At 57.7% G+C, this 23,400-nt stretch carries 17 protein-coding genes and 1 tRNA gene; 5 read left to right on the plus strand and 13 right to left on the minus strand.

Annotated features, from left to right (window positions below):
* Window positions 1-25: 25 nt before the first annotated feature.
* The 3 genes from PLD04_00385 to PLD04_00395 are packed head-to-tail and all read right to left on the minus strand — an operon-like array spanning window position 26 to window position 3,743.
* Window positions 26-1,651 carry a M23 family metallopeptidase gene (locus PLD04_00385; protein HXK66774.1) on the minus strand — a complete coding sequence of 542 codons (1,626 nt, stop codon included), beginning with the start codon at window positions 1,649-1,651 and terminating at the stop codon, window positions 26-28.
* Window positions 1,621-2,220: a DedA family protein gene (locus tag PLD04_00390; GenBank protein ID HXK66775.1), complete on the minus strand. Its 600-nt coding sequence runs from the start codon at window positions 2,218-2,220 to the stop codon at window positions 1,621-1,623. Before PLD04_00390 ends, PLD04_00385 begins: the two co-directional genes overlap by 31 nt.
* Window positions 2,169-3,743, minus strand: a complete 1,575-nt coding sequence (locus tag PLD04_00395) for a S41 family peptidase (protein ID HXK66776.1) — start codon at window positions 3,741-3,743, stop codon at window positions 2,169-2,171. Before PLD04_00395 ends, PLD04_00390 begins: the two co-directional genes overlap by 52 nt.
* A 107-nt stretch (window positions 3,744-3,850) precedes the next feature.
* On the opposite strand from PLD04_00395, the gene PLD04_00400 reads away from it, so the two are divergent.
* The 5 genes from PLD04_00400 to secG are packed head-to-tail and all read left to right on the plus strand — an operon-like array spanning window position 3,851 to window position 7,341.
* Window positions 3,851-4,060 (plus strand): dodecin family protein, encoded by a 210-nt coding sequence (locus PLD04_00400; protein ID HXK66777.1) that lies wholly within the window; start codon window positions 3,851-3,853, stop codon window positions 4,058-4,060.
* 1 nt (window position 4,061) lies between these two features.
* The gene (gene gap / locus PLD04_00405) at window positions 4,062-5,051 is read left to right on the plus strand and encodes a type I glyceraldehyde-3-phosphate dehydrogenase (protein HXK66778.1); all 990 of its coding nucleotides are present in this window, start codon (window positions 4,062-4,064) and stop codon (window positions 5,049-5,051) included.
* Window positions 5,048-6,226 carry a phosphoglycerate kinase gene (locus PLD04_00410; protein ID HXK66779.1) on the plus strand — a complete coding sequence of 393 codons (1,179 nt, stop codon included), beginning with the start codon at window positions 5,048-5,050 and terminating at the stop codon, window positions 6,224-6,226. The genes gap and PLD04_00410 overlap by 4 nt, the downstream gene beginning before the upstream one ends.
* Entirely contained in the window at window positions 6,223-6,957 is a 735-nt protein-coding gene (gene tpiA / locus PLD04_00415) for a triose-phosphate isomerase (protein HXK66780.1), read from the plus strand. Before PLD04_00410 ends, tpiA begins: the two co-directional genes overlap by 4 nt.
* Complete coding sequence (secG, locus tag PLD04_00420) at window positions 6,958-7,341, plus strand: preprotein translocase subunit SecG (GenBank protein HXK66781.1); 384 nt, start codon at window positions 6,958-6,960, stop codon at window positions 7,339-7,341.
* A 70-nt stretch (window positions 7,342-7,411) separates the two neighbouring features.
* Here secG and PLD04_00425 read toward each other — a convergent pair whose 3' ends face one another.
* The 10 genes from PLD04_00425 to PLD04_00470 all read right to left on the minus strand — a co-directional run bounded on the left by PLD04_00425 (window position 7,412) and on the right by PLD04_00470 (window position 23,289).
* The gene (locus PLD04_00425; GenBank protein HXK66782.1) at window positions 7,412-8,578 is read right to left on the minus strand and encodes an acyl-CoA dehydrogenase; all 1,167 of its coding nucleotides are present in this window, start codon (window positions 8,576-8,578) and stop codon (window positions 7,412-7,414) included.
* Between the two features lie 115 nt (window positions 8,579-8,693).
* Window positions 8,694-9,161 carry a response regulator transcription factor gene (locus tag PLD04_00430; GenBank protein HXK66783.1) on the minus strand — a complete coding sequence of 156 codons (468 nt, stop codon included), beginning with the start codon at window positions 9,159-9,161 and terminating at the stop codon, window positions 8,694-8,696.
* 36 nt (window positions 9,162-9,197) lie between these two features.
* Window positions 9,198-14,282 carry a hypothetical protein gene (locus PLD04_00435; protein HXK66784.1) on the minus strand — a complete coding sequence of 1,695 codons (5,085 nt, stop codon included), beginning with the start codon at window positions 14,280-14,282 and terminating at the stop codon, window positions 9,198-9,200.
* Between the two features lie 132 nt (window positions 14,283-14,414).
* Window positions 14,415-15,056 (minus strand): response regulator transcription factor, encoded by a 642-nt coding sequence (locus PLD04_00440; protein HXK66785.1) that lies wholly within the window; start codon window positions 15,054-15,056, stop codon window positions 14,415-14,417.
* Window positions 15,053-16,399: an ATP-binding protein gene (locus PLD04_00445; protein HXK66786.1), complete on the minus strand. Its 1,347-nt coding sequence runs from the start codon at window positions 16,397-16,399 to the stop codon at window positions 15,053-15,055. Before PLD04_00445 ends, PLD04_00440 begins: the two co-directional genes overlap by 4 nt.
* 194 nt (window positions 16,400-16,593) lie before the next feature.
* A complete protein-coding gene (locus PLD04_00450) occupies window positions 16,594-19,728 on the minus strand; it encodes an efflux RND transporter permease subunit (protein HXK66787.1) in 3,135 nt (1,044 codons plus the stop codon).
* 13 nt (window positions 19,729-19,741) lie between these two features.
* The gene (locus PLD04_00455) at window positions 19,742-20,875 is read right to left on the minus strand and encodes an efflux RND transporter periplasmic adaptor subunit (protein ID HXK66788.1); all 1,134 of its coding nucleotides are present in this window, start codon (window positions 20,873-20,875) and stop codon (window positions 19,742-19,744) included.
* Window positions 20,872-22,188 (minus strand): TolC family protein, encoded by a 1,317-nt coding sequence (locus PLD04_00460; GenBank protein ID HXK66789.1) that lies wholly within the window; start codon window positions 22,186-22,188, stop codon window positions 20,872-20,874. The genes PLD04_00455 and PLD04_00460 overlap by 4 nt, the downstream gene beginning before the upstream one ends.
* Window positions 22,185-22,808: a TetR/AcrR family transcriptional regulator gene (locus tag PLD04_00465; protein ID HXK66790.1), complete on the minus strand. Its 624-nt coding sequence runs from the start codon at window positions 22,806-22,808 to the stop codon at window positions 22,185-22,187. The genes PLD04_00460 and PLD04_00465 overlap by 4 nt, the downstream gene beginning before the upstream one ends.
* 407 nt (window positions 22,809-23,215) lie before the next feature.
* Window positions 23,216-23,289, minus strand: a tRNA-Met gene (locus PLD04_00470).
* Between the last annotated feature and the right edge of the window lie 111 nt (window positions 23,290-23,400).

A 23,400-nucleotide genomic window follows, 5' to 3' on the forward strand; every position in this document is an offset into this window, starting at 1 on the left:
TCTTGAAGTTCTCCGCTCTGCACAACTATTTGTGCGATCGGCGAGTCGTGTTTCCTGCGTTATCTGTTGCGGTAACCTCAAAGGGCCTTCCGGGAAGGTTTCCCCGGGCAATGTTATGGTCCGGATCGTAGATCAGAACTTCGGTGGTGCTCCCCGAGCGCGCCTTCACGCTGTTCCATGAAAGTCCGCTGAGTGCATCATTGACCTTGACGGTCAATTCTGAACCGGAGACCATGATGCGGGAAATGTCGGGAGGAGAGTCATCCACAATCGCTGCGATTTTTCCGGGAATCCAGGTATCGGCTTCGTATCGATTGTCCTTCCAGGTCCCCGCCAGGGGGCGCCACCGGCCTTTCCACTGGTACAGTCCGGCGCGGCTTTTATCAACATCGGATCCTGCCTGAAAGCCCACCCGTAGAGGATGGGTCAGGGGAAGGTCGGAGGGAAGAATTTCCATGACGGGAGAGAGAAAGGGAGATGGAGAGGGAGGAATGGTGTCGGACAGTCGAAGAATCAGGGGAAGCGGAGAGGGTTCGCGATGCATGACGTCGAGGGGACTCAGGTGAATGGAGGTCTTTGAATCGACCCGGGCTCCGAGAGTAAGTGGACTGTCTTGAATCACCGTTTGCCGTTCAGGGTAAGCGGATGCCCCGCTTGAGACGATATAGTGGTCCAGAAGGGCTTCAAAATGGTTTTTGGGAAGGGGTATGGCTCTGGACGGTTTTTCGGATCCGACCAGGGTCAGGGTGGTCGTTGCTTTCCCCGATACAATTTCGAGCTGGTGATTTCCCGGGGTAAGATCCAGGTAGGGAGAGCCTTTCATGGAAGGAACGGGACTGTTTTCCGGAGGGGTAATCCAGTACGTGTATCGGGTAGGCGAGAAGCCGGTGCGTGACCGTTGAAAGATAAACCCCGTAAAGTTCGACCACTCATAGGAAAAGGAAGATAGATCCATGGACATGATTTCCGTTCCATCGAGTCGAGCCGAAAGGTCCTGAAGCCCCCAGCGGGAAGGCCCCGATTCAACGCAGGCGGTCAGTGAAACCCTGACCGGACCCCGGACATGAATGGGCTTTCGGATGGGAAGGGTCAGGGTTGTCGGCTGCACCCCGTCATTTACCGTTGTATCCGGTCCGCCGGGAATCAGGGTTATGGATTCAAACCGGGGACTTCTTCCCCGGGAATAGGACAGGAGACGCAGAGGGTCCAGGGGCTGGTTGGATCGGCGAACTTCAAAATGGAGGTGAGGAAGGCCTTCGCCGCTTTCTCCGCTGTATCCTAAAAGATCCCCTTCTTTCAGATGTACGGGTGGTTTCAGATCCACCCAGTCGGGGAAGGGACCCCGGTCCCTGTATGCTTCAGTCAGGCGGGACTCAATGGCAGGGGAGAAACGGTCCAGGTGTGCATAGACCGAAGTGTTTCCGTCGCCATGGTCAAGGTAGAGCACCTTTCCGTAGCCACGCCAGGTAATGCGGACGCTCGCGACCTTTCCTTCGTGACAGGCGTGTACCGGGAGTCCGGTTTTTCCCCCGGTTGAGAAATCAATACCTCCATGCAGATGAGTGGTCCGATATTCTCCAAAGGAAGAGGTGATCGTGACAGGCGGGTCCAGTGGAAAGATCAGCGCGAGCAGGAGCGATAGGATAACCACAGGCGGGAAAGGATAATAACGGTGAATCCTACGGCGAGTACCGCGGTGTAGGAACGGAAGATCCGTTCGGTAACCTCAAGGTTTCCGCCGAAAAGGTATCCCAGGCCAAAGATGAGGGAACACCAGGCCAGGTTGGAGAGTGCCATGCTTGTAAAGGTATGTTTTGCCGGATGGGAGAGGATACCGGCCAGGGGAAGCATGATCCCCCGGACCCCGGGAAGAAATCGATTTCCGCAGAGAACAATTCCCGCATGGGACCGAAAGACCCGCTCCGCACGCTCCGAGTGGGAAGCTCCCAGATATTTAAAGAGGATCGAATTCAGGATCGGACGACCTACCCGGCTTCCGAGATAGTAGGCGATCATCCCACCAAGGCAGGATCCAAGGACCATCAGGATAAATGTGGTGACCGGAGGCAGAACACTGGCTCCCGCCAGCGTGCTGGCCAGAAGCATGGCCGTGTCTCCCGGTGCCGGAGGGAAAATATACTCCAGCATGGCGAAGAGGAGCAGGACCGTCAGGAGGAAGACGGGTGGGAAGTCGCCGACGAATTGGAGTAAATGTTCCATAGTTTCATTGCTTCATCGAAATGGTTGAGTGCTTCGGATACCTGGCGGTCCTCCATGATCACAGAGCGATAGCCATGTTCCATGCCGTAGCCTGCGGAGAGAATTTCCCTGCGCAGGAAGAAATTTGTGAAGGTCTGATTCTCTTCTTTTGCCAGAGCGGTGTCAAATTCATCCCCCGTGGCAATCCCCTGCTCTACCAGATAATTCCGGAAAAGATCCAGGACCGGTGCGTCGGGCCGAAAGTCCCGCGGGACCGAATGATCCTTCACATAATCCAGGGAAAAATTAAAGTAGGTTCCCCTGGCTAACAGCTTCTGCTGAAAGGGAGGAAGGGGCTGGGATTCCAGAATGACGTCGGGATGAATTCCTCCTCCTCCGTAAACGGTGCGCTTATGGTCGGTTGAAAAGTGCTCAAGCTGATTCAGGTCCGCTTTGTCGTGCCGGTAGTATTTAAAGAGATCATCATAGGGTCGCTGAATGCATCGGCCGGAAGGAGTGAAATACTTGGCTGTAGTGAGCGCAAGGGCGGCTTTGTTGTGGAGCTCATAGACCGACTGAACCAGTCCCTTGCCAAAGGTGTCCGTTCCGGCAATCAGGGCCCGGTCATGATCCTGCAGTGCTCCGGCAACAATTTCAGAAGCGGACGCCGAGCCCGCATCCACAAGGACGACAAGGGGGATTCCGTAGGTCGTATATTTTCCGGGTGCTTTAAACTCCTGATAACTTTGCGGGGTTCTTCCCTTTGTGTACACAACCATCTGATTGGGCTTCAGGAAGAAATCGGCAACTTCCACCGATTGTTCCAGTACTCCTCCCGGATTTCCTCGAAGATCCAGGATGAGACCGACCATGCCCTCGTCTGCAAGCACCTTCAGTTTGTCGCCCAGTTCTTCGGCCGTTGTCCGGTTGAATTCCGAGATTCGCACGTACCCGATGCCATCCTTCAGCATGTGGGCATATCGAACGCTTGTTTCCGGGATGACTTCCCGGACCACGGAAAAGACTAGAGGTTCATCTACCGTGTCGCGGCGGATCGTAATGGTGACTTTCGAACCTTCGGGGCCGCGCAGGAGGTCTACAACCTCGTCGATGGTCAATCCTTCGGTTACGGTATCTTCCACCTGAGTGATGATGTCCCCGGCCCGGATTCCCAGCCGATAGGCCGGTGTCCCCTCAATGGGGCTGATGACCATGATCTTTCCGTCTCGTTTGGAAACCATAATGCCCAGACCCGAAAAGCGGCCCCGCTGTCTCTGCATCATGACGTGATACTCATCGGGAGTGAGAAAGTAGGAATGGGGATCAAGATGAATCAGCATCGATCGAATGGAGTGGTACACCATACGATCCAGAGGCACTTCCTCCGCGTACCATTCGCTGGCGGCGGAGAGCAGGCCGGTGTAGGGACCGAACGCTCCCGAAGCCTCCTTGGGCTGAGTCACGCGCGGACCCAGGACCGCGCCCATCATGGTGGCCACGACAAGGATGAAGAGGGGAACAATCAGAGGGGTGGGGCGCTTCACAACGATATTATACACGATAAGATTTTCTTCCCTGTGGATGGTGACGCGCGGATAGGGTTCTGATATAATGTATGTCCATCATTTTCAGCCATTCAAGGAGGTAGACCATGAAAGTCTATAAGAAGATTACCCTTGTAGGAGTATCGGAAAAGAGTGTCGAAGATGCCATTCAGCTGGCACTGGCCCAGGCATCCAGAACCGTAAAGGGATTATCATGGTTTGAAGTCGGAGAAATCCGTGGTGCCGTAAAAGAAGGAAAGGTCATGGAGTATCAGGTCACACTGGAAGCCGGCTTCCGGGTCCTTGAGGAGGGTTGACATGAAAATCGGAATTAATGGTTTTGGAAGAATCGGTCGCGGTTTTCTTCGAGAGGTCATTTCAAGGAAAGAAACTCTGGATGTCGTTGCCATCAACGATATTACGGATGCAAAAACCCTTGCGCACCTCCTGAAATACGATTCCGTTCATGGAGTCTTTCCCCATGATGTAAAGGCGGGAGACGGAACCGTTATCGTGGATGGAAAGTCCATTGCCGTATACGCTGAACGTGATCCTTCGAACATCCCCTGGGAAAAACATGGTGTTGAGGTGGTCCTGGAGTCCACCGGTCTTTTCCGGAAGAAAGCGGATGCCATGAAGCACCTTCGCGGTAGCGTCAGGAATGTCGTCATCTCCGCACCGGCGAAAGATGAGGATATCACCGTTGTCGTCGGAATCAACGATGACAAGCTCGATGCCTCCATCCACAAAGTTATCTCCAATGCATCCTGCACCACCAACGCAACGGCGGTAACCCTGAAGCCTGTCCTGGACCGCTGGACCTTCGTGGAAGGCTATCTTCTCACCGTGCATGCCTACACCAACGACCAGCGCATCCTGGATCTGCCCCACAGTGATCCGCGCCGTGCCCGAGCCGCGGCCCTCTCCATGATTCCCACAAGCACGGGGGCGGCCAAGGCCGTAGCCCTCGTGATGCCCGAAGTCAAGGGAAAGTTTAACGGTATGTCCCTGAGGGTTCCTACTCCCAACGTCTCTTTCGTCAGCCTTACGGTAACGCTGAAGGAGTCCCCCTCGGTGGATGAGCTCAGGGAAGCCTTCCGCACTGACGCCGGAAGCCATCTCAAGGGCCTGCTGGACTACACGGAGGAACCGGTGGTGTCCATCGATATGAACGGCAGCAGAGCCTCCGCCACTCTCGATGCAACCCTGCTGGACAAGGTAGGTGACAATACCTACGCTATCTTCTCCTGGTACGACAATGAAACGGGGTATAACAACCGTCTGATCGATGTGATCCGTAAGCTATGAACATTCGAACCCTCAGCGATCTCGATCTGAAGGGCCAGAGGGTCTTTGTTCGGGCCGATCTGAATGTTCCGCTGGATGGAAAGGGAGAGGTCATGGATGAAACACGAATTCAGGCGATTCTTCCCACCCTCCGCCATCTCGCGGATCATCAGTGTCCTGTTATCCTGGCCTCCCATCTCGGGAGGCCCAAGGGGCCCGATCCATCTGCCTCACTGGTGGGGGTTGCGAAACGGCTGGCCGAACTGATTGACGGAACGGTCCTCTTTCCCGGCGAGGTGGTGGGTGAACGGGTCACGTCTACAGCCGAAGAATTAAAAGCCGGTGAGGTCCTCCTCCTGGAGAATCTCCGCTTCCATCCCGGGGAAAAGGGAGGCGACCCGGAATTTGCACGGGCACTTCGGGACCTGGCCGACATCTATGTGAATGATGCTTTCGGGACGGCCCATCGAAAAGATACATCCACCTATGATCTGGCCTTCTTATTTGAGCAGCGGGCGGCAGGTCTCCTCATTGAAAAGGAAGTAGCTGCCCTTTCCCGTATTGTTGAAGATCCGGAACGTCCCTTCGTAGCCATCGTGGGGGGAGCCAAGATCTCCGGGAAACTGGAAATACTGAAATCCCTGATCCACAAGGCGAATCTTCTGCTGGTCGGGGGCGGTCTGGCCAATACGTTTCTGGCGGCCAAGGGTTATCAGATTGGAAAATCTCTGGTGGAAGAAGATCTATTGCAGGAGGCACGCAATATCATGGCCCTCGCCCAGCAGCGTCAGGTCATGATTCGCCTCCCGACGGATGCGATCACCACCGACCGGATCGACTCAAAGAACCGGTACCACATTCAGGTCAATGTGATCCCGGTCAACCATCTGATTGCCGACATCGGGGAGCAGACGGTAGGGAAATTTCAGGCCGACATCGCCCGGGCCAAAACTGTTTTCTGGAATGGTCCCATGGGGATCTTTGAAAAGTCCGGGTTTGCGGGTGGAACCAGGGCCATCGCAAAGGCAGTGGCTGCATGCGAAGGATTTACCGTCGTGGGAGGAGGAGAGAGTGTTGCCGCCGTTCATCAGTCCAATGTTGCGGACAGGATCAACCATATTTCCACGGGTGGTGGTGCCTCCCTTGAATTTATCGCGGGGAACAGCCTTCCTGCCCTGGAGGCTCTTGCCCTATGAAGTACCCACTCCTTGCCGCCAACTGGAAGATGAACATGACCCGCGATCAGGCCCGTACCTTCTGCCGGGATCTCACGGCAAAACTGGATCCCGCCTCCCTTTCCCATGTTCTGATCGCCCCCCCCTATACTGCGATTGAGACGGTGGCATCCTGCCTGAGCGGGAGCGTCCGGATTGCTGCGCAGAACTGCCATTTCGCTCCCAATGGAGCCTTTACAGGGGAGATTTCAACCGGCATGCTGATCGATCTCGGAGTGAATGCGGTCATCATCGGCCACTCTGAACGAAGGCATGTCTTTCACGAATCCCAGGATCTGGTTACCCATCGGCTCCGGGGCGTTGTAGAGTCAGGTCTTCATGCGATCTATTGCGTGGGTGAGACCCTGGAGGAGAGGGAATCCGGCCGGACCTTCGACGTCCTGGAAGCCCAGCTTGAGCCTCTGCCGAACCTTGGATCCGCGCTCGATAAGGTCACACTGGCCTATGAGCCGGTGTGGGCCATTGGTACCGGGAAGGTCGCGTCCGTGGAACAGATTGCGGAAGTCCACGGTCGTCTGAAAGAACGATTTTCAAGCCTGGCCGTGCTCTATGGAGGCAGTGTCAAATCGGACAATATCCGTTCCATTGCATCACTTTCCTCCGTGGATGGTGCCCTGATCGGAGGCGCCAGCCTGAAAGTCGATGAATTTCTTGCTATAATCCGCGAAACGTTAATCGTTAAAGGAGTTTAAATGTTTACCGTTTTTCTGGTCATTATTCATGTTATCGTCTGCCTCTTCCTGATTGGTGTTGTCCTGCTTCAGCAGGGGAAGGGGTCGGATCTGGCGAGTGCCTTTGGCGGCGGGGGGGGACAGGCTGCCTTCGGAGCCCGGAGTGGTGCCACCTTCATGCACAAGCTGACCGTTGGAGCCTTTGTGGTCTTTATCCTTACCTCGGTCATGCTGGTTATTGTCAACCGTCAGGAAGGTCCTTCCGTCGTGGATGAAGTGAAGCAAACGGCGGTTGAAGAAGAAACGCAGGGTGCGACGGAATCCCAGGAAGCTGCTGAGACGCAGACCCCGGATACAGGCGCTGCCTCCGAAGCTCCTGCAGAAGACGCTCAGCCCCAGAACTGACAAAACCGTAAAAGTGAAACGACCGGCAGCCAGGAGGCATGCCGGTCGTTTTCTATTCCTTGGACTTGATCTATTTGGGAATGATTGCTTTGGCGATCGTCTGCAGCTGCATGTTGGACGTTCCCTCGTAGATCTGGCCGATCTTGGAATCGCGGTAAAATTTCTCCACCGGGTATTCGCGGGTAAATCCATATCCTCCGTACAGGTTGACCGCTTCCGAGGCAACCCGTTCGGCAACTTCACTGGCAACCAGCTTAGCCACGGCGGCTTCGAGAACAAAGGAAAGTCCGGCATCCTTGAGCCGGGCCGCATTGTACACGTGCAGGCGGGCCGATTCGATATCGGTGTGCATCCGGGCGAGTTCAAACTGAACACCCTGAAAGGCGTTGAGCGCCTGGTTAAACTGCTTTCTCTCGGCCGTGTAGGCAAGGGTATAGCCAAGGGCTCCTTCCGCCAGACCGAGCATTTGAGACCCGATCCCGATCCTCCCCTCGTTCAGGGTTTCAATGGCGACCTTATACCCTTTCCCTACTTCTCCCAGAAGATTTTCCCTGGGTACCCGGCAGTTTTCCATCACGAGCTCACAGGTGGAGGAGGCCCGAATCCCGAGCTTATCTTCCTTCTTTCCGACCGAAAAACCTTCAAAGCCCCGCTCGACGAGAAAGGCCGTGATTCCCTTGTACCCGAGATTCATGTCCATCGTGGCAAAGATTATAAATAGATCCGCCTCTCCTGCGTTCGTGATCCATAACTTCTGCCCGTTCAAAAGAAAGTGATCTCCCTTGTCTTCCGCTTTACAGCGAAGCGCAAAGGCATCCGAACCTGATCCGGCTTCGGAAAGAGCATACGCGCCGACAATCTCGGAAGTGAGCCTCGGAAAGTACTTCGCCTGCTGTTCCTCGGTCCCCCATCGACGGATGGCGTTGTTGACCAGGGTGTTCTGAACATCGACCAGGACGGCAACCCCCGGATCCACCTGCGATAGCGCTTCGATGGCCAGAATGCTCATGAAAAACGTTCCATCCGATCCACCAAATTTTTCAGGAACATCAATCCCCATCAACCCCGCTTCAAAGAGCTTGGACAGAAGGGCCCTGTCCAGGTGGCTCTCCTCATCCATTTTGGAAACGAGAGGGCGGATCTCGTTGTCGGCGAAATCCTTTACCATATCGAAAAACATCTGTTCTTCTTCAGTTAACACGGTCAGGGGGCGACCCTCGTCAATCGTGGGGCTCATGGAACCTCCTCGGAATTGGGATAGTGATCTATCTTGTCCCAAAATGGCCGTTCCTGTCAAACCGCGCTTTGATCGCGTTCCCGCGGGGTTTTGATTTTTCAGCTTTGGAACGGAGTTACGGTGAATGTGCAGTCCCGGGCATGCTCCAGCCGGATGCTTCTCTTTCCATGACATGAGCGACGTGCGGGCTTGCGTACGGCCGCCCTGCCAGAAGCTCCCGGATGGCGGACGTTAAAAGTCCGGCGACTTCGCGCTTCGTGACATATCCCGAGGCTCCGGAGCGGAAGGCCTGGGTAATGTGAAACGGGTCATCGTGTACGGAGTAGACCAGAAGGGGCATGGCATAGCCAAGATTCCTCAATTGTTTCAGCAGGGTAAGCCCGCTTTCCCTGCCGAGCGAAAGATCCACGATCACTAGGTCCGGTGCACAGCGCGGGATATCGTGGCATGCGGTCATGGCATCGCCCGCCTCGCCGCAGACCTGGATCCCTTCCTGTTCCAGGAGAATCTGGATCTCCTGGCGGACGATCGGATGGTCATCCACGACAAAGAGACGCGCCGGACCTTCAGGGCCTGAGATCATAAGCTCATTCTCGATCGACCGGTCCTCCTGTCCTCACTACGGGGAAACATTCCCGCACAGGTCGACCGTCACGACCCGGTATGCGACAAAGGAGGACGCCAGCGGATCGGAGGCGCCTGTGGAGGCCAGGGATCCAAGCAGGGTCCATTCCGAGGGGAACGATGCCCCGTAGGATGTCGTCCCGTAAACCTGGTATCCGGCAAGGTCTCCGCATGTCACTTCCTCCCAGGTCAGTGACGCGTCCATTCCCGATTTGACGATATCCAGTGTGCTTCCCACCTCCCCGCACGGTGCCGTGTCTCGCGTATCCGCGCCGTAGTCGGCATAACCGTAGCGTCCGTTCCCGCAGCCGTTGACGTAGTAGACCCCGTAACAGTATGAGACATCGGGTGCCGCGGTCGTGTCCAGAATGGTGGCCGGGCTCCCGTAGGGAATCCAGTCGGAGATGGGCGATGTCGTGGTGCAGTTCAGCCCGCGGATGACCTGGTATTTCCGACCGGAAGGGTTGACGCCGTTATCGCCCCAGTCCGTCGGCTCCGCCGGCCAGTCGATCCGGACCCCGGAGTAGCTGCAAGCGGATTCATCATGGGGGTTGACAGGCATCTTCGTCGCGACACCGCCCACCATATCCGCCGCCGAGGCGCCGATCGTGGTGGTACTGAAAGAACAGCCGTTGTTGAAGCGCACCTGGTAGAGATAGCTCGTTCCGTTCGTTCCCGTAGTGTCGGTGTGGGAGGTTGCCGTGGCGGCCAGCCCCGTGGCAATGGCCGTTCCGCCCCGCAGGACGTCGATGGTCCGCGTCCCGCTGCCGTTGTCGTTCCAGCTGCTGGGCGCAGACCAGGTGACGGAGACCCCGGAGTCGTCGCAGACCGATACATCCGCGGCACTGTTGTTGGCCGCCGTGGGTGTTGTAGAGACGGAGTCCGTAGCCGAAGCACCGCTGGTGGTAGTGCTGATGGAGCATCCGTTATTGAAGCGTACCTGGTAGAGATAGCTCGTTCCGTTCGTTCCCGTAGTGTCGGTGTGGGAGGTTGCCGTGGCGGCCAGCCCCGTGGCAATGGCCGTTCCGCCCCGCAGGACGTCGATGGTCCGCGTCCCGCTGCCGTTGTCGTTCCAGCTGCTGGGCGCAGACCAGGTGACGGAGACCCCGGAGTCGTCGCAGACCGATACATCCGCGGCACTGTTGTTGGCCGCCGTGGGTGTTGTAGAGACGGAGTCCGTAGCCGAAGCACCGCTGGTGGTAGTGCTGATGGAGCATCCGTTATTGAAGCGTACCTGGTAGAGATAGCTCGTTCCGTTCGTTCCCGTAGTGTCGGTGTGGGAGGTTGCCGTGGCGGCCAGCCCCGTGGCAATGGCCGTTCCGCCCCGCAGGACGTCGATGGTCCGCGTCCCGCTGCCGTTGTCGTTCCAGCTGCTGGGCGCAGACCAGGTGACGGAGACCCCGGAGTCGTCGCAGACCGATACATCCGCGGCACTGTTGTTGGCCGCCGTGGGTGTTGTAGAGACGGAGTCCGTAGCCGAAGCACCGCTGGTGGTAGTGCTGATGGAGCATCCGTTATTGAAGCGTACCTGGTAGAGATAGCTCGTTCCGTTCGTTCCCGTAGTGTCGGTGTGGGAGGTTGCCGTGGCGGCCAGCCCCGTGGCAATGGCCGTTCCGCCCCGCAGGACGTCGATGGTCCGCGTCCCGCTGCCGTTGTCGTTCCAGCTGCTGGGCGCAGACCAGGTGACGGAGACCCCGGAGTCGTCGCAGACCGATACATCCGCGGCACTGTTGTTGGCCGCCGTGGGTGTCGTGGGTGCCTGATCGGTGGCGGCGGCACCCGCGGTCGTCGCGCTCTGTCCGCAGCCGTTGTTGTATCGCACGGTGTAGGTGTAGCTCGTCCCGTTGGTGCCGGTGATGTCGGTGCAGTTCACTGTTCCGTATGCCTTATTGCCACTACAGCCACCAGATGGAATAGCAGCACCGTTCCTCAGAACAGTGTAGGTCCGCGTCCCCGTGTCGCTGTCCCCCCAGGAACCCGGATCGGCGGTCCAGGTCACCAAGACCCCCGTGTCGGCGCATACAGAGAGATCGGCGGCCGTGTTGTTGGTCAGCGAAGAGGGGACCGAAGGGAGGTTGTCGGCCGCGGCGGCCGTGGTGGTGGCATACTCTCCACAGGCGTTGTAGTATCGGACCGAATAGTTGTAGCTTGTCCCGTTGGTCCCGCCGGTGTCGGTGTAGGAGGTCGTCCCGTAGGCAAGCCCAAGAGCAATGCCGGTACCGTCCCGGTAGACGCTATACCCCCGGGTTCCATTCGTCGCGCCGTGATCACCCCAGTCCGTGGCCTCGGCCGGCCAGGTCACCGTGACCCCGGTGTCCGCGCAGCCGCTGGCATCGGCCGCCGTGATGGGGGGTACGATGGGAGTCTCTTTTTCGTAGTCCATGCCCTGGGCGGCCGGAGTGTGGGCGGAGAAGAAACCGCAGGCGTTGCGGTATACCACGGTGACGGAATGGGTGACATTCGTAGGATCGAGGTAGTAATCCATCGAGGTGATGTTCATATCGTACGGGTGGGCATCCAATTGGATTCCATCCACCCAGATCTGGTATTCCCGGTCGAACAGTCCGCCGGTGTCGTTCCAGCTGGCCGGGTCCCGGGTCCACGAAACCGTCAGCTTGTTTCTTTGACAGAGAAGCGTGTCGACCGCCACGGTGGGGGCCGTCAGCCCGGAAGGGGCGCTCCCCGTGATCGTATCGGAGGCTGTGACGGTCCCCGAGTTGGTGGAGTATCCGCAACCGCTATTGTAGCGGACATAATAGGTGTATGTGGTTCCGGCCACGGTCGTGTAGTCGATATAAGCGTTGGTGGTGGCTCCTGTGTAACTGCGGGTCGCCAGCAGGGTTCCATTGCGGTAGATTTCAAAGCTGCGGGTCCCGTACCCCGAGTCGTACCATCGGAAGGCGTCTTTCCAGGTGATCCGGATTCCCTGGGAGCAGGAGTCCAGGTCAGCGGCCGTCACGGGGCTCGATTGGAGGCTCGGTGAGAAGGTCGAACAGACGCCGTAAGAGCCACCTGCCGTCGGGTAGTTGAAGCCCGAGTCTCTTCCGCCCCAGACGATCATGTGGACACCCGCCTCTCCAATCTCGATGGCCCGATGCAGTTCTCGAGCCGTGGGTGCACCGTCTGTAGGCATGGGTGTCCAGGAGTCGGTGTCCAGGCTGTACCGTCCCCCCGTGTTGGTCTGATAGGGCGAGGCGTCCGTATAGCCACCCCAAACCACCATCTCCTGGGCATTGTGGCTCCACACCGCGGAATGGTTGTGGCGTCCCGAGGGAGCATTCGTCGTCGATGTCGGTGTCCAGGTGCCCGCTGAAACATCGAGCCGGGCCCCCGTGTTCAGGCTGTTGTAGGGACTGCTTGCCTTCATCCCTCCCCAGACGATCTGGGCCCCCCCGTAAAGACGGCGCACCATGGTGGGCCACATGCGTGGTTCCGGCGCCCCGGAGGTTGGGGTTGCGGAGATCCATAAATCCGTTCCGTTGTGACGGCCTCCGGTGTCGAGGTAGAGTCCGGACCCGGCCCAGCCGCCCCAGATGATCATCTTGTCGTTGGTGTCCCAGGTCGCGCAATGCTCGGCGCGCGGGTAGGGAGCTCCGACGTTTCCGACGACCTCCCAGCTGTCCGTCGTGGGATTATAGCGGCCGCCGGTATCGACAGGAAAATAACTGCCGTCATCTCCCCCCCATACGACAGCATCGGTTCCCGTCCAGACCATCGAAAACAACTCACGGCCCGTCGGGCAGTTCGTCCCCGTCGAGGTGGCGGTCCAGGAATTCGAAACGGGATTGTACCGACCCCCCGTCCGATTAGCGGGATCACCCGTATTTCCCCAGACGATCATCTCGCTGCCGGTCCAGACGGCCTGGCTGGCTGAACGGGCCGATGGCGCCGAGCTGGTGGAGGTTGAGGCCCAGGAATCGGTGGCCGGGTTGTAGCGCCCGCCGGAATTCAGAAGGCCGCTCCCATTGCCTCCGCCCCACACGATCATCACCGTGCCCGTCCAGACACAGGCGAATCCGGTTCGACCGGCCGGTGCTCCGGTGGTGGAGATGGCTTCCCATCCCTCCAGGCCGGATCGCATCTTCTGGGGTATGGCGGGAAGGGAGAGGTCGTAGAATTCCATCGCGTCCAGACCATTTTTCTCCGCTGGATAGTGATCCCGGGCCTTGTTCCACCAGAGGGTGAAGGGAGTTTTCCTCCAGACCATCGTCCCTACCCGGACCCGATCGGGCCCGGCGTCCACGACGGTCTGGACATAGTAGTGTTCGCCCCCGTCTTTGAGCCCACTCACGGCCCCCGACAGGTCTGAGGGCGACTGAACGAACGAACGCCCGAAGGTGTCGCCCAGCGTCTGGAGCTCTTCCCGCCACAGTTCAGGCTCACGCCAAACGATCCCACGGCGTTCTTCCTCCAGGCGGCCGGTGTTTTCTTTGTTATCGGGGATACGTCGGTATTCCACCTCGTGATAGGTGCCGCTAAGGGAGCGGAGGTCATGGGCGTCGGTGAGCCCGGAAAGTTCTTCGAGAGCGTGGGCCTTCAGGTCACCATGGATGCTCTCGTCGGCGTAGTATCGAGCCCGGAGCCGGTTCTCGGCCAGGATGGGCCGGGCCACAACTTCGGCGATCAGGGCCGGGTCGTTCCCCAGGGCGGACCAGAGCTCGCGCAGGCGCTCGGGCATCTTGGTGGCCTCCGCCTCACGTTTGAGTTCCGCCTGGAGCTGGTCCGGGGTAATGGGATCGAAGTAGAGGGCCTCCAGCGCTCCGCTCATCCGCAGAGGTTCCTCCGCACGCATGGCGAGGGTCTCTTCCGAAAGGTATTCCTCCAGGGTTGGTTTCGGTCCCGGGTTCTCGGCCGGCCAGTTCAGATGTTCAAGCTCGAGGGCGGCCACGATCCGGTGAACATCCCGGAGGACCTGGTTCATCTCCTGTCCAGATTCCCATTCAATATCTCGGAAGGAAGATGAACGGGAGGAAAGAACCTCGGCGAAAGTGATGGAACACCATGCAAGGGTGAGTGCGATAAATGCAGTCCGTATCCCTTTGAACGTGTCTGATGTGATGGATCGGAGTATGTGAGTCACGGTAGAAACCTCCCTGGGGTCAGTGACGGCCCGGTGAGAACAGATTCCGGGGTGATACAGGTATACCGTGATCGGGGGGGATTGTCTGTAGAGGAAATTACCTACACGGAGGCCGACAGGAGGGCGGGCAACCTATGGTTCCGGAAGTCTTTCTGCGGCGTGACGCCGAAGTTCTTCCATTCCCGAAAGATCAAGCTTCAAAAGAATTCGTCCGAAATAGGAGTCGACCGTGCGACGGCTTACTCCCAGTTCCGAAGCAATGCCCGCCGGGGTATAGCCCCGGCCCAGGAGCCTGTAGATCTTCAGTTCCTGGGGGCTCAGCGGCTCAGGGTGCACGGTGCTTGAGGGCATATCGGTAAGGACTCCGGCAACGCGGGGACTCAGGTAACGATTCCCTTCGAGTATCTGGCAGATGGCGTTCGTGAGAACGGTGGAGACTTCCCGCTTGGTCACGTAGCCGGACGCTCCCGAAGCAAGGGCCTGAGAAATGTGGAAGGAGTCTTCATGCATTGAGTAGACCAGCAGGTGGACCCCGGGCATGAGATCGGTGATCCTGCGCAGGAGCGGCAGTCCGCTCTCTCCACCGAGAGAAAGATCGACCATTACCAGATCGGGGGAACTTGCAAGGATGTGGTCCAGTGCTTGACCCGGGTCTTCCGCCTCTCCGCAGACAAGGATTCCTTCCTGCTCCAGAAGGAGGCGGAGGCCCTGGCGAACGACGGGATGGTCATCCACGAGAAAGATTCGGATGGGACGGTCCGGCTCCCTGATCATGGGGTTTCCTCCGGTTTTGATAATTTCTCCGGGAGGGGAGTGCTACAGAGTACCGTGGTTCCGCGGTCTGGAACCGTATGGATAGAGAGAGAGCCTCCCAGTAATCCGGCTCGATGGTGCATGATCCGAATTCCCATGCCGTCCATGGTTCTGCCGTCGGTCATACCGGTGCCATCATCCGAGATGGCTAGCTGTAGACTGTCGCTGTCTTTCCTAACTTCAATGGTGACATGGTGCGGCCTGGCGTGCTTCAGGGCGTTGTTCACCGCTTCCTGGGCCAGGAGAAACAGTTGCGTGGCCGCGTTTTTATCCCCGGGACGGATGTCACCCTCATGGTGCAGGATGCATTCGATGGTTCCGGACATGGATGCCTGGGTGGCCAGGTTGCCCAGGGCTGTAATAAATGAATCCGGCTCAAGCTCTTCCTGGCTTAATCCGTGCGCAAGATCATGTATTTCACCAACAGATTCATTCAGGATTTCAGTAATCGCCTGAACGTGGGGAATGACTTCGTTTCCCTGCGGATAGGCCTGAAGCTTGTTTTCAACCACTTTGCATCGCAGCAGAGCAGCTGTGATCTGCTGGCAGGGGCCATCGTGAAGCTGATGACCAACGTTTACCCTTGTTCGCTCCCCGGCGTTGAAGAGAAGGTGTTCAAGACGCCCCCTCTCCTGTGCGGCCTCCCGTTCTGCGGAGATCGTGCTTCTCAGGAAATGGATCAGACTGTCCATGAGAATCAAAAGTGTGACCAGGGAAAAGGCCAGCATGATCCCCTGAAAGAATAAAAAATTTACGGCAGAAATGGTATTTGTCGTTTTCGGGATGAGACTACTTCCTGTCATTGCAGTCAACGTATAGATGGATAAGCTGATTGCCGAGGCGATCCATCCGGATCTTCTTCCGACGAGAATCAGGGCATACATCGGCATGACAAGGAAAAAGATGCGGCCCACACCCTGAAATCCTGTGGAGGAAAAGATGGTTGCCGCCGCCCCGAATCCAGCCGCAAGAACCAGCCAGACGCGGAACTCATGGGGTAACCGTTTAAAGAGGAATACTCCAACCAGGATCCCATACATGGCCAGGACAAGAAGACGCTGTTTTAGCGGGGCAATCTGAGGATGATATGAAAATACCATGAAGAGGCGGACGGCTCCCGTGATTAACATGGCCCACAATAACCAGCGAAAGGCAATTTGCTGCCAGGCACGAATACCGGCTTCAACTTCAATCCCTGTTTTTGATGGTTTGTGTGCCGGGAAGGTTTCCTTCTTCAGGATCTCAGATTTTCCAATTGGAGGGCTGTTCCCGCTGGGTCGCCCAGCCATGTGAGTGATCTTCACATGAAAATCATAACATTATCAAAAAAAGAAAATCCTGATCACTCACTCTGAAGATATTGAAATCCTGTCGAATCCGATACACTTTTTGACATTGTTAATTGAAAAAACCTACTGAAAGGAGGCTTTATAAAAATCACTCGAGTGATCCACCTGCAAATCTTGCCACACTACCGTACTCTGACTGGATGCGATCCTCAAGCGCCCTGTTCCTGTGGCCGTATCCGCCGGATGAGAGAGCCTGTCCAGCTCTGAAGGTCTTCGAAGAGAGAGTAGAGGATCGGTACATAGACCATCGTAAGGAAGGTCGAGACCATGAGACCGCCGATTGCGACGATCGCCAGAGGTGACAGGCGCTCAAGACCGATGGCCCACTCCATGGCGATGGGAATCATGCCTACCGACGTGCCGACTGCAGTCATCAGGATCGGCCGCGTACGTACGCGAACGGAGCCGATGAGGGCGTCGACGCTGGTTTCCCCTCTTTCTCTGGCGGCGGCGATGAAATCAATGAGCAGAATCGAATTCTTCACCACGATGCCCGCGAGCAGGATCATTCCCATCATCGACGGCATGCAGCCGTGTTTGCCGGCGATGAGCATGCCCCACGAGGCGCCGATAAGGGCGAGCGGAATGGCCGACATGATGGTCAGGGGGTGAATCCACGATTTGAAGGCAGGCACGAGCGAGAAATAGAGCAGAATAAGGCCGAGCACCAGCGCCTTTCCGAGGCGGGCAAAGCTCTCGTTCATCTGCTTGATCTCGCCCTCATGGCTGATCCGGTATCCGGACGGCAGATTGAGTCCGGTGAGCGCGGTTTCAACATCCTCCTGAAGGTGAGAAATTGGCTGGCGCGACCGGTAGGCCTGAATATCCAGCGTGCGCTGAAGCCCCTGTCGCGTGATCACCGAAGCCACCGGCCTGTGCTCGAATCGGCCGAGCTGGACAAGCGGTATCCGCCCCACAGGCGTTGACACCGGGTAAGTTTCCAGTTCGGTCACGTCCTGCCGCTGTTCCCTGGGCAGTTGGACCCAGATGGCCAGGCCGTCCTGATTGGGCACGCGGAAAGTGGAGCTCGGCATCCCGCGCACCGCCCCGGCAACCTGGCCGAGAACGGAGGTTGGCGAAACCTGGTAGAGGGCGAGCTTCTCGGGATCGGCGATAAACGTGATCTCTTCGGAGTCCATTGTCCATGAGCGGGTCACCGAAGTGGCACCGCGCAGATGGGCGCGAAGCCTGGCCTCGACATCTTTCCCGATGGCGTCGAGGGTCTTAAGATCCGGCCCCGAGACCATGACGTCCACCGAGGCCCGAATGGTCGACAATGGGGTGGCGCCGAAGTCGAAAACATCGACGCTCCTGAGCCCCGGGATTTCCTGGAAACGCGTGTGGAGGTCCTTTTCGATGTCCCAGATGGATGCCGATCTCTGGAATCGGTCGGTCAGGTGAACCGTGATGTTTCCCTGCTGCGGCAGACGCCCGGCGCCGAAGGAGATGACGGCAGGTTCGGATCCGATTAACGAGGACACGGAGTTTACCTCCGGGCGCGAGAAGATGATCTCCTCCATCCGCGACATCACACGCTCGGTCTGCTCAAGCGAGGTGTTAGAGTCTGCCTCGAAGTTGATCTTGATAATTCCCGTGTCCATCGGCGGCATGAGATCACGCCCGATCAGAGGCATCTGGCGGGCGGAAACTGCCAGTAAGGCCAGACCGAGAATGAGAAAGAGAGCTCGGTGCGAAAGGGCAATTGAGGTAAGGCGCACATAGAAGTCGCGAATTGGATCGATCACCTTTTCGTTGAATCGGTATACGAGAAGCTCGAAGCGGTTACGGCCTTTTCCCTCGCCCCGTCTGAGCAGGGCAGGGGCGAGCAGGGGGATCACGGTGACTGACACGAGATAGGAGGCAAGCAGCGCGATCGAGAGGGTGATCGAAAGCGGACGCAGGACTGTCTGTACGAAGCCGCCGATGAAGATGATGGGCAGAAGTACCATGATCGTAGCGTAGGTACCCGAGAAGATCGCCAGCATCACTTCCTGGGTACCGCCCACGACAGCCTGGTGGATATCGGTCCCTGATTCGTGATAATGGCGTTCGATGTTCTCGAGGACTACGATTGCGTCGTCGAGCAGCATGCCGACAGCGATAATCACTGCCGTCAGCGTCACCATGTTGAACTCGAACCCGAATATCCACATGACGGCAAAGGTCAACAGGTAGGTGAAAGGAATCGAGATTGCCGCAAGGATCATGCTGCGGAGATCGGCAAGGAAGAGGAAAATCACCAGAATGGTCATGATCACCGCATCACGAAGGGCATTGAGCATATTGCCAACAGAGAGCTCGATGAGCGTGCCCTGGGTGTCCGGGATGGTAATTTCGAGGCCCGGGTAGGTGGCTTCGAGGTCGGGAATGACGGTACCCATTCCGGCGATCGTCTGCAGGGTATTGCCAGATGTGGAACGCTGGACATTGACCGCGATCGCAGGCTTTCCGTCGCCATGGTAGGCACTCTGGGGTTCAAGAGTTCCGCGGTGGATGGTGGCAATGTCTGCAAGGTGGATATCACCTCCTGGAAGATGAGCGATGGTGATTGATCCAATTTCCGAGAGACTCTGGAACTCGCCAGTGCGCTTGAGAAGGAACTGGGAATCCGAGGTGATGAATAGACCCACGGGCTGGTTGGCGTTGAGAGCCATCAGGTGCTCTCGCACTGCAGGCGGGGTGAGGCCGAAATGCTCGAGCTTGTCGCGGTCAAGCTCGATCCGGACCACCGGCTGATGGGCGCCGAAGACTTCGACGTTGGAAACCTCGGGCAACTGCAGAAGACGCTCCTTGATCTGGTTTTCAGCGATCTGGCGCACCATGGACAGATCGAGCGGCGATCCGTCTTTCGGGCGAAGGGCGAGGGTGAGTACCGCCGGTGTGGCAGAGGAAACCTTGAAGATCATCGGCGGTCGGATGGCCTGAGGCAGGCCCGCCCTGATCTTCTCGAGTCCGTTGGCTACGTCGGTGGCGGCGGAGTCGAGGCCTTTGGAATATTCAAACTCGACCATTACTGCGGACACCTCATCCTTGCTCACCGAGGTAACCCGCCGTACCTGCTCAAGAGTGTTGAGCTCCTTCTCGATGGTCCGAGAAACATCAGCCTCGACGTCGGTTGCGGAGGCCCCGGGATAGACCGTGACCACGGCGATCTGGGGCCTTTCGGAGTCAGGGAACAGGTTGACCGGCATCTGTCGATAGCCGACAAGTCCGATCACCGCGGCCAATAGCACCAGTGAAGTCAGAAGGTGTGGTTTCCTGAGATAGCTGTCTACGATATTCATGGCCGTATTTCTCTCAACTCTCACGATTCGCGATCTTCACCCTCACGCCGTCGGCCAGGGTCATGAGACGTGAGGGACGTGCGACGATTACGGTGTCACCCTGCTGAAGCGCGCCGGTGACCACAACGGTGTCGGATGATCGATCGACGATCGTGACGGTCACCGGGTGAACCGTGCTGTCAACCACTCTGAAAACCCAGGTGTCCTTTTCACCTTCCAGAAGGGAGCCGGCGGGGACAGTCAGGCCGGTAGCCGAGCTCAGGCGTATATTGACACCGACCGCCGCCCGGGAGACGAAACCTGGCGGAGGTGACGAGAGATCGGTTTCCATGGTCGCCAGATGGCTTTGATCCATGGACGGGAAGATACGCGAAACCTTGGCGTGGACCGTGTGCTCTCCAAGCGTCACCGTCACCGGACTGCCGATCTGGAGATCGGCGATATCCTCAGGCGGCAGGGAGGCGCGAACCCGAATGTTATTCTGGCGTACGATCTCGAGCAGCGGCTTCCCCGGAACCCCGAGGTCGCCGGGATCGGACGTTCGTCGGGAAACGACTCCAGAGACCGGCGCTGTGAGTTGGCAGTAGCCGAGGCGGGTCCTGGCCTGATCGAGACGGTTCGCCGCCACTTCCGCCTGGGCCCTTGCCGCCTCCAGATGGGCTGCTGATGCGGCTTCGGCCGCTCGAGAGCGATCCCATTGTTCCTGCGAAAAAGCTTTGGCTTCGAACAATCGCTTATCACGCGCCGTCGCATCCTGCTGTGCATCATATTCGATTTCGGCGGCTGCTCTCGCTACTTTGGCTGCCTGGACCCCTGCCTTGCCCTGAGCCACGGCGTCCTCAAATTCGCGGTCATCGAGCCGTACGAGCAGTTCGCCTCGGGCAACCCTGTCGCCCTCCCGGACCTTGATCTCCAGGACTTGAGCCATTACGCGGGGTGCGAGACTGGTCTCCTCGGCTCCAATAACAGTACCCAGGACGTGGCGGTTGCGGGCCACCTCCCCGGCGCGGACCGTCGCGGTCTCCACGGCCACGGTAACGGCTTCAACCAGTGGAGCATGTTCTCTTTCGTGAACCCGTAGGGTGCGGACAGCAATGAGCGCCGCGACAATCATTACGGCAATGACAATCCAGAGTGTCTTTTTCATGGTATGACCTCTCTCTCAACAATGCTGTTGATCTGTGCGCCGGCGGTCAGCGCGCGTGCGCGAGCTCCGGCCAGGTCGGAGAGGGCTTCCTCCTCACGAGCTTGAGCCCGGAGGAGATCCTCGACCGTGCCGGCTCCCGTGTTGAAGCGGATCTGCTCAATACGGGCGGCTTCAGAACCGGCATCGACGCGGGCTTTGGCTGCCTGAATGGATGTTTTGGTAGCCTCGAACTCGGCCATTGCGTCTTTCAACTCGGCCATCACTTCGAGGCGGGCCTTTTCCACAAAGTGTTCGGCTGCCTGCCGGCGGAGCTTTGCCGCTGCACGCTGTTCGGGACGGGCTCCGCCGTGGAAAAGCGGAACGACCATGTCCACAGATACCGCCCAAGTGTTGTAGGTGCGGTCCAGAGACCGGCCGTCGTTTTCCATGTAGTTGCCGCGGAGTAAAACCTTTGGCATGTATTCGCTGGTGGCAATCTTGACGTTGCTTGATGCCTGCGAGAGGGCGATCCGGGCCTGTCTCACGGCCGAAGTCTCATCGATCATGGCTGATAGCTCTGACCACTCCACTGTCCGCTCCGGCATAACCTCAGGAAGCGGATCAACAAAGATGTCGTCGGACGGATCCCTTCCCATGAGCGACAGGAGCAGTGCGCATACCTTATGGCGGTTCGCTTGAACAGCCACCTGCTTGGAACGGACGTTTTCCAGCTCTTCGACCACCTTGAGCCGGTCGATATCGGGCCGCTTCCCCTCGCTCACCATCAGCTCGAGCCTGGAATTTGTAGCTTCGAGGGCCGCAAGCCGATGGCCGAGCGCTTCGTAGATTGCATCCAGGCTCTGTGTTGTTGTGTAGAGTGAAACGATGTTGAAGCGCACCTGCCATGTGGCGCCCTGAAGCTGTGCCCTTGATCTTTCAGACGAAAGTTCGGAAATCTTAACCGAGTTCGATAGCTTACCGCCAAGATACAACGGCACTTCGGCGACCACGCCCCAGCTCCACTGCCGATCGTCGAAGGGGAGGCTCGAAAAACCTTCGGCGAGAAGCTCGGAAGATATCGGGCGGATAATGACATCGTCCTGTAACTGTCTGTAGGAGGCGACGGCATTCAGCGTGCCCCATCGTTGCCGTTGTGCGGCCCTGGCCTCGTGGCCCGCAGCCTCAGCAGTCGAATTGAGAGCTTGCAGGCCGTGACCGGAGGTGAGGGCCTCTGTTAGGGCGTCGTCCAGGCTTATCTTGACCCCTGCCGCGCCCAGGGGGTCTGCGGCGATCAATATATTGGCGAAGAGTAACAGGAGATAACGGGTACTCATGTCTCACTCCTTTCATGGGTGTCGATAATTGCTCTCAGAAACGGAATCAGGATCTCTTCAAAACGGTCCTCCGCAACGACGTCCGGCAGCAGGCGGTGGCGGATCGCGAGCCCTGATACTGCACCAAGAAGAAGAATCGCCATACAGTCCGGTTGAATGGCCCCGATAATCTGCCCGGTCGCCTGCCCTTTCAGCACGACCTCCTCAAGATGGGACAGATATCGCTGGAAGATGGTCCTCATGCGGCCGACCAGGGCTTCATCCCCCGAAACCGAGGCTTCGGCGAGGAGGATGATGGGCAGGCTGTTGAACTGGAGGACAACCCTGGTGTGGTGGCGAACCATGCGCTCAAGACGCTCAGCCGCTCCAACTGTTTCATCGGCTGCAATTCCGGCGATCGGCTCGACAAGCAGATCTTCGAGCCTGTCCATCAGGCTGAGAAGCAACGCCCCCTTGGTCGGGAAGTGGCGGAAGAGTGCGGCTTCAGTAAAACCCACGTTTTCGGCAATCTTGCGGGTCGTCAGACCACTGATGCCCCTTTCACGGACCAATTCGAGAGTCCGGTCAATGATTTCCTTCCGGCGCGGTGTGAGTGGCATCCTTTTGGTGTGTTGGCTCATTCCGTCTCCCTGTGAATAAGTTAGTAAGTGCTTACTTACACTCCTACTATGGGTTGTAAAATCCCCGTTGTCAACCCTTTGTCATGGTGAGCTGTTGAAGACTCAGGGGAGTTACCTGAGCATCTCTAAATTGATTTGGAATTGGCTTTGTTGTCGATTGGTTGCAGGTCCGATCGAATTGACTGTCTTCGAGAGTGGGGGGACCGCATAATTACAGTTGATCGAAGGGTGAGGAGCTCTTCAAGCTGACCCGTGACTGCTCCATCCCGTGGCCTCTGATAAGCGACCACCCTGAGAAATGAACCCGTGAATGGTTCCTGAAATCGCAGGTTCACCGGCTCCCACAGAGAAATGTTGCTATAAATGCAATGACCTCCTCAACTTCGAGGAGGTCGTTACTTTCTGAGTTGCGGGGGGTGGATTTGAACCACCGACCTTCGGGTTATGAGCCCGACGAGCTACCTGACTGCTCCACCCCGCAGGAGGAGTCTATCGAACTCTTGCTAATGTGTCAAGGGTTCCATTTGGAAAATGTCCCAAAATCGGTGCCGGAATTTCCACCTCAGGTAAGTCAAATAACCTTTTTCTAAAA

It is taken from the genome of Thermoanaerobaculia bacterium (assembly GCA_035593605.1).
GTDB lineage: Bacteria > Acidobacteriota > Thermoanaerobaculia > UBA2201 > DAOSWS01 > DAOSWS01.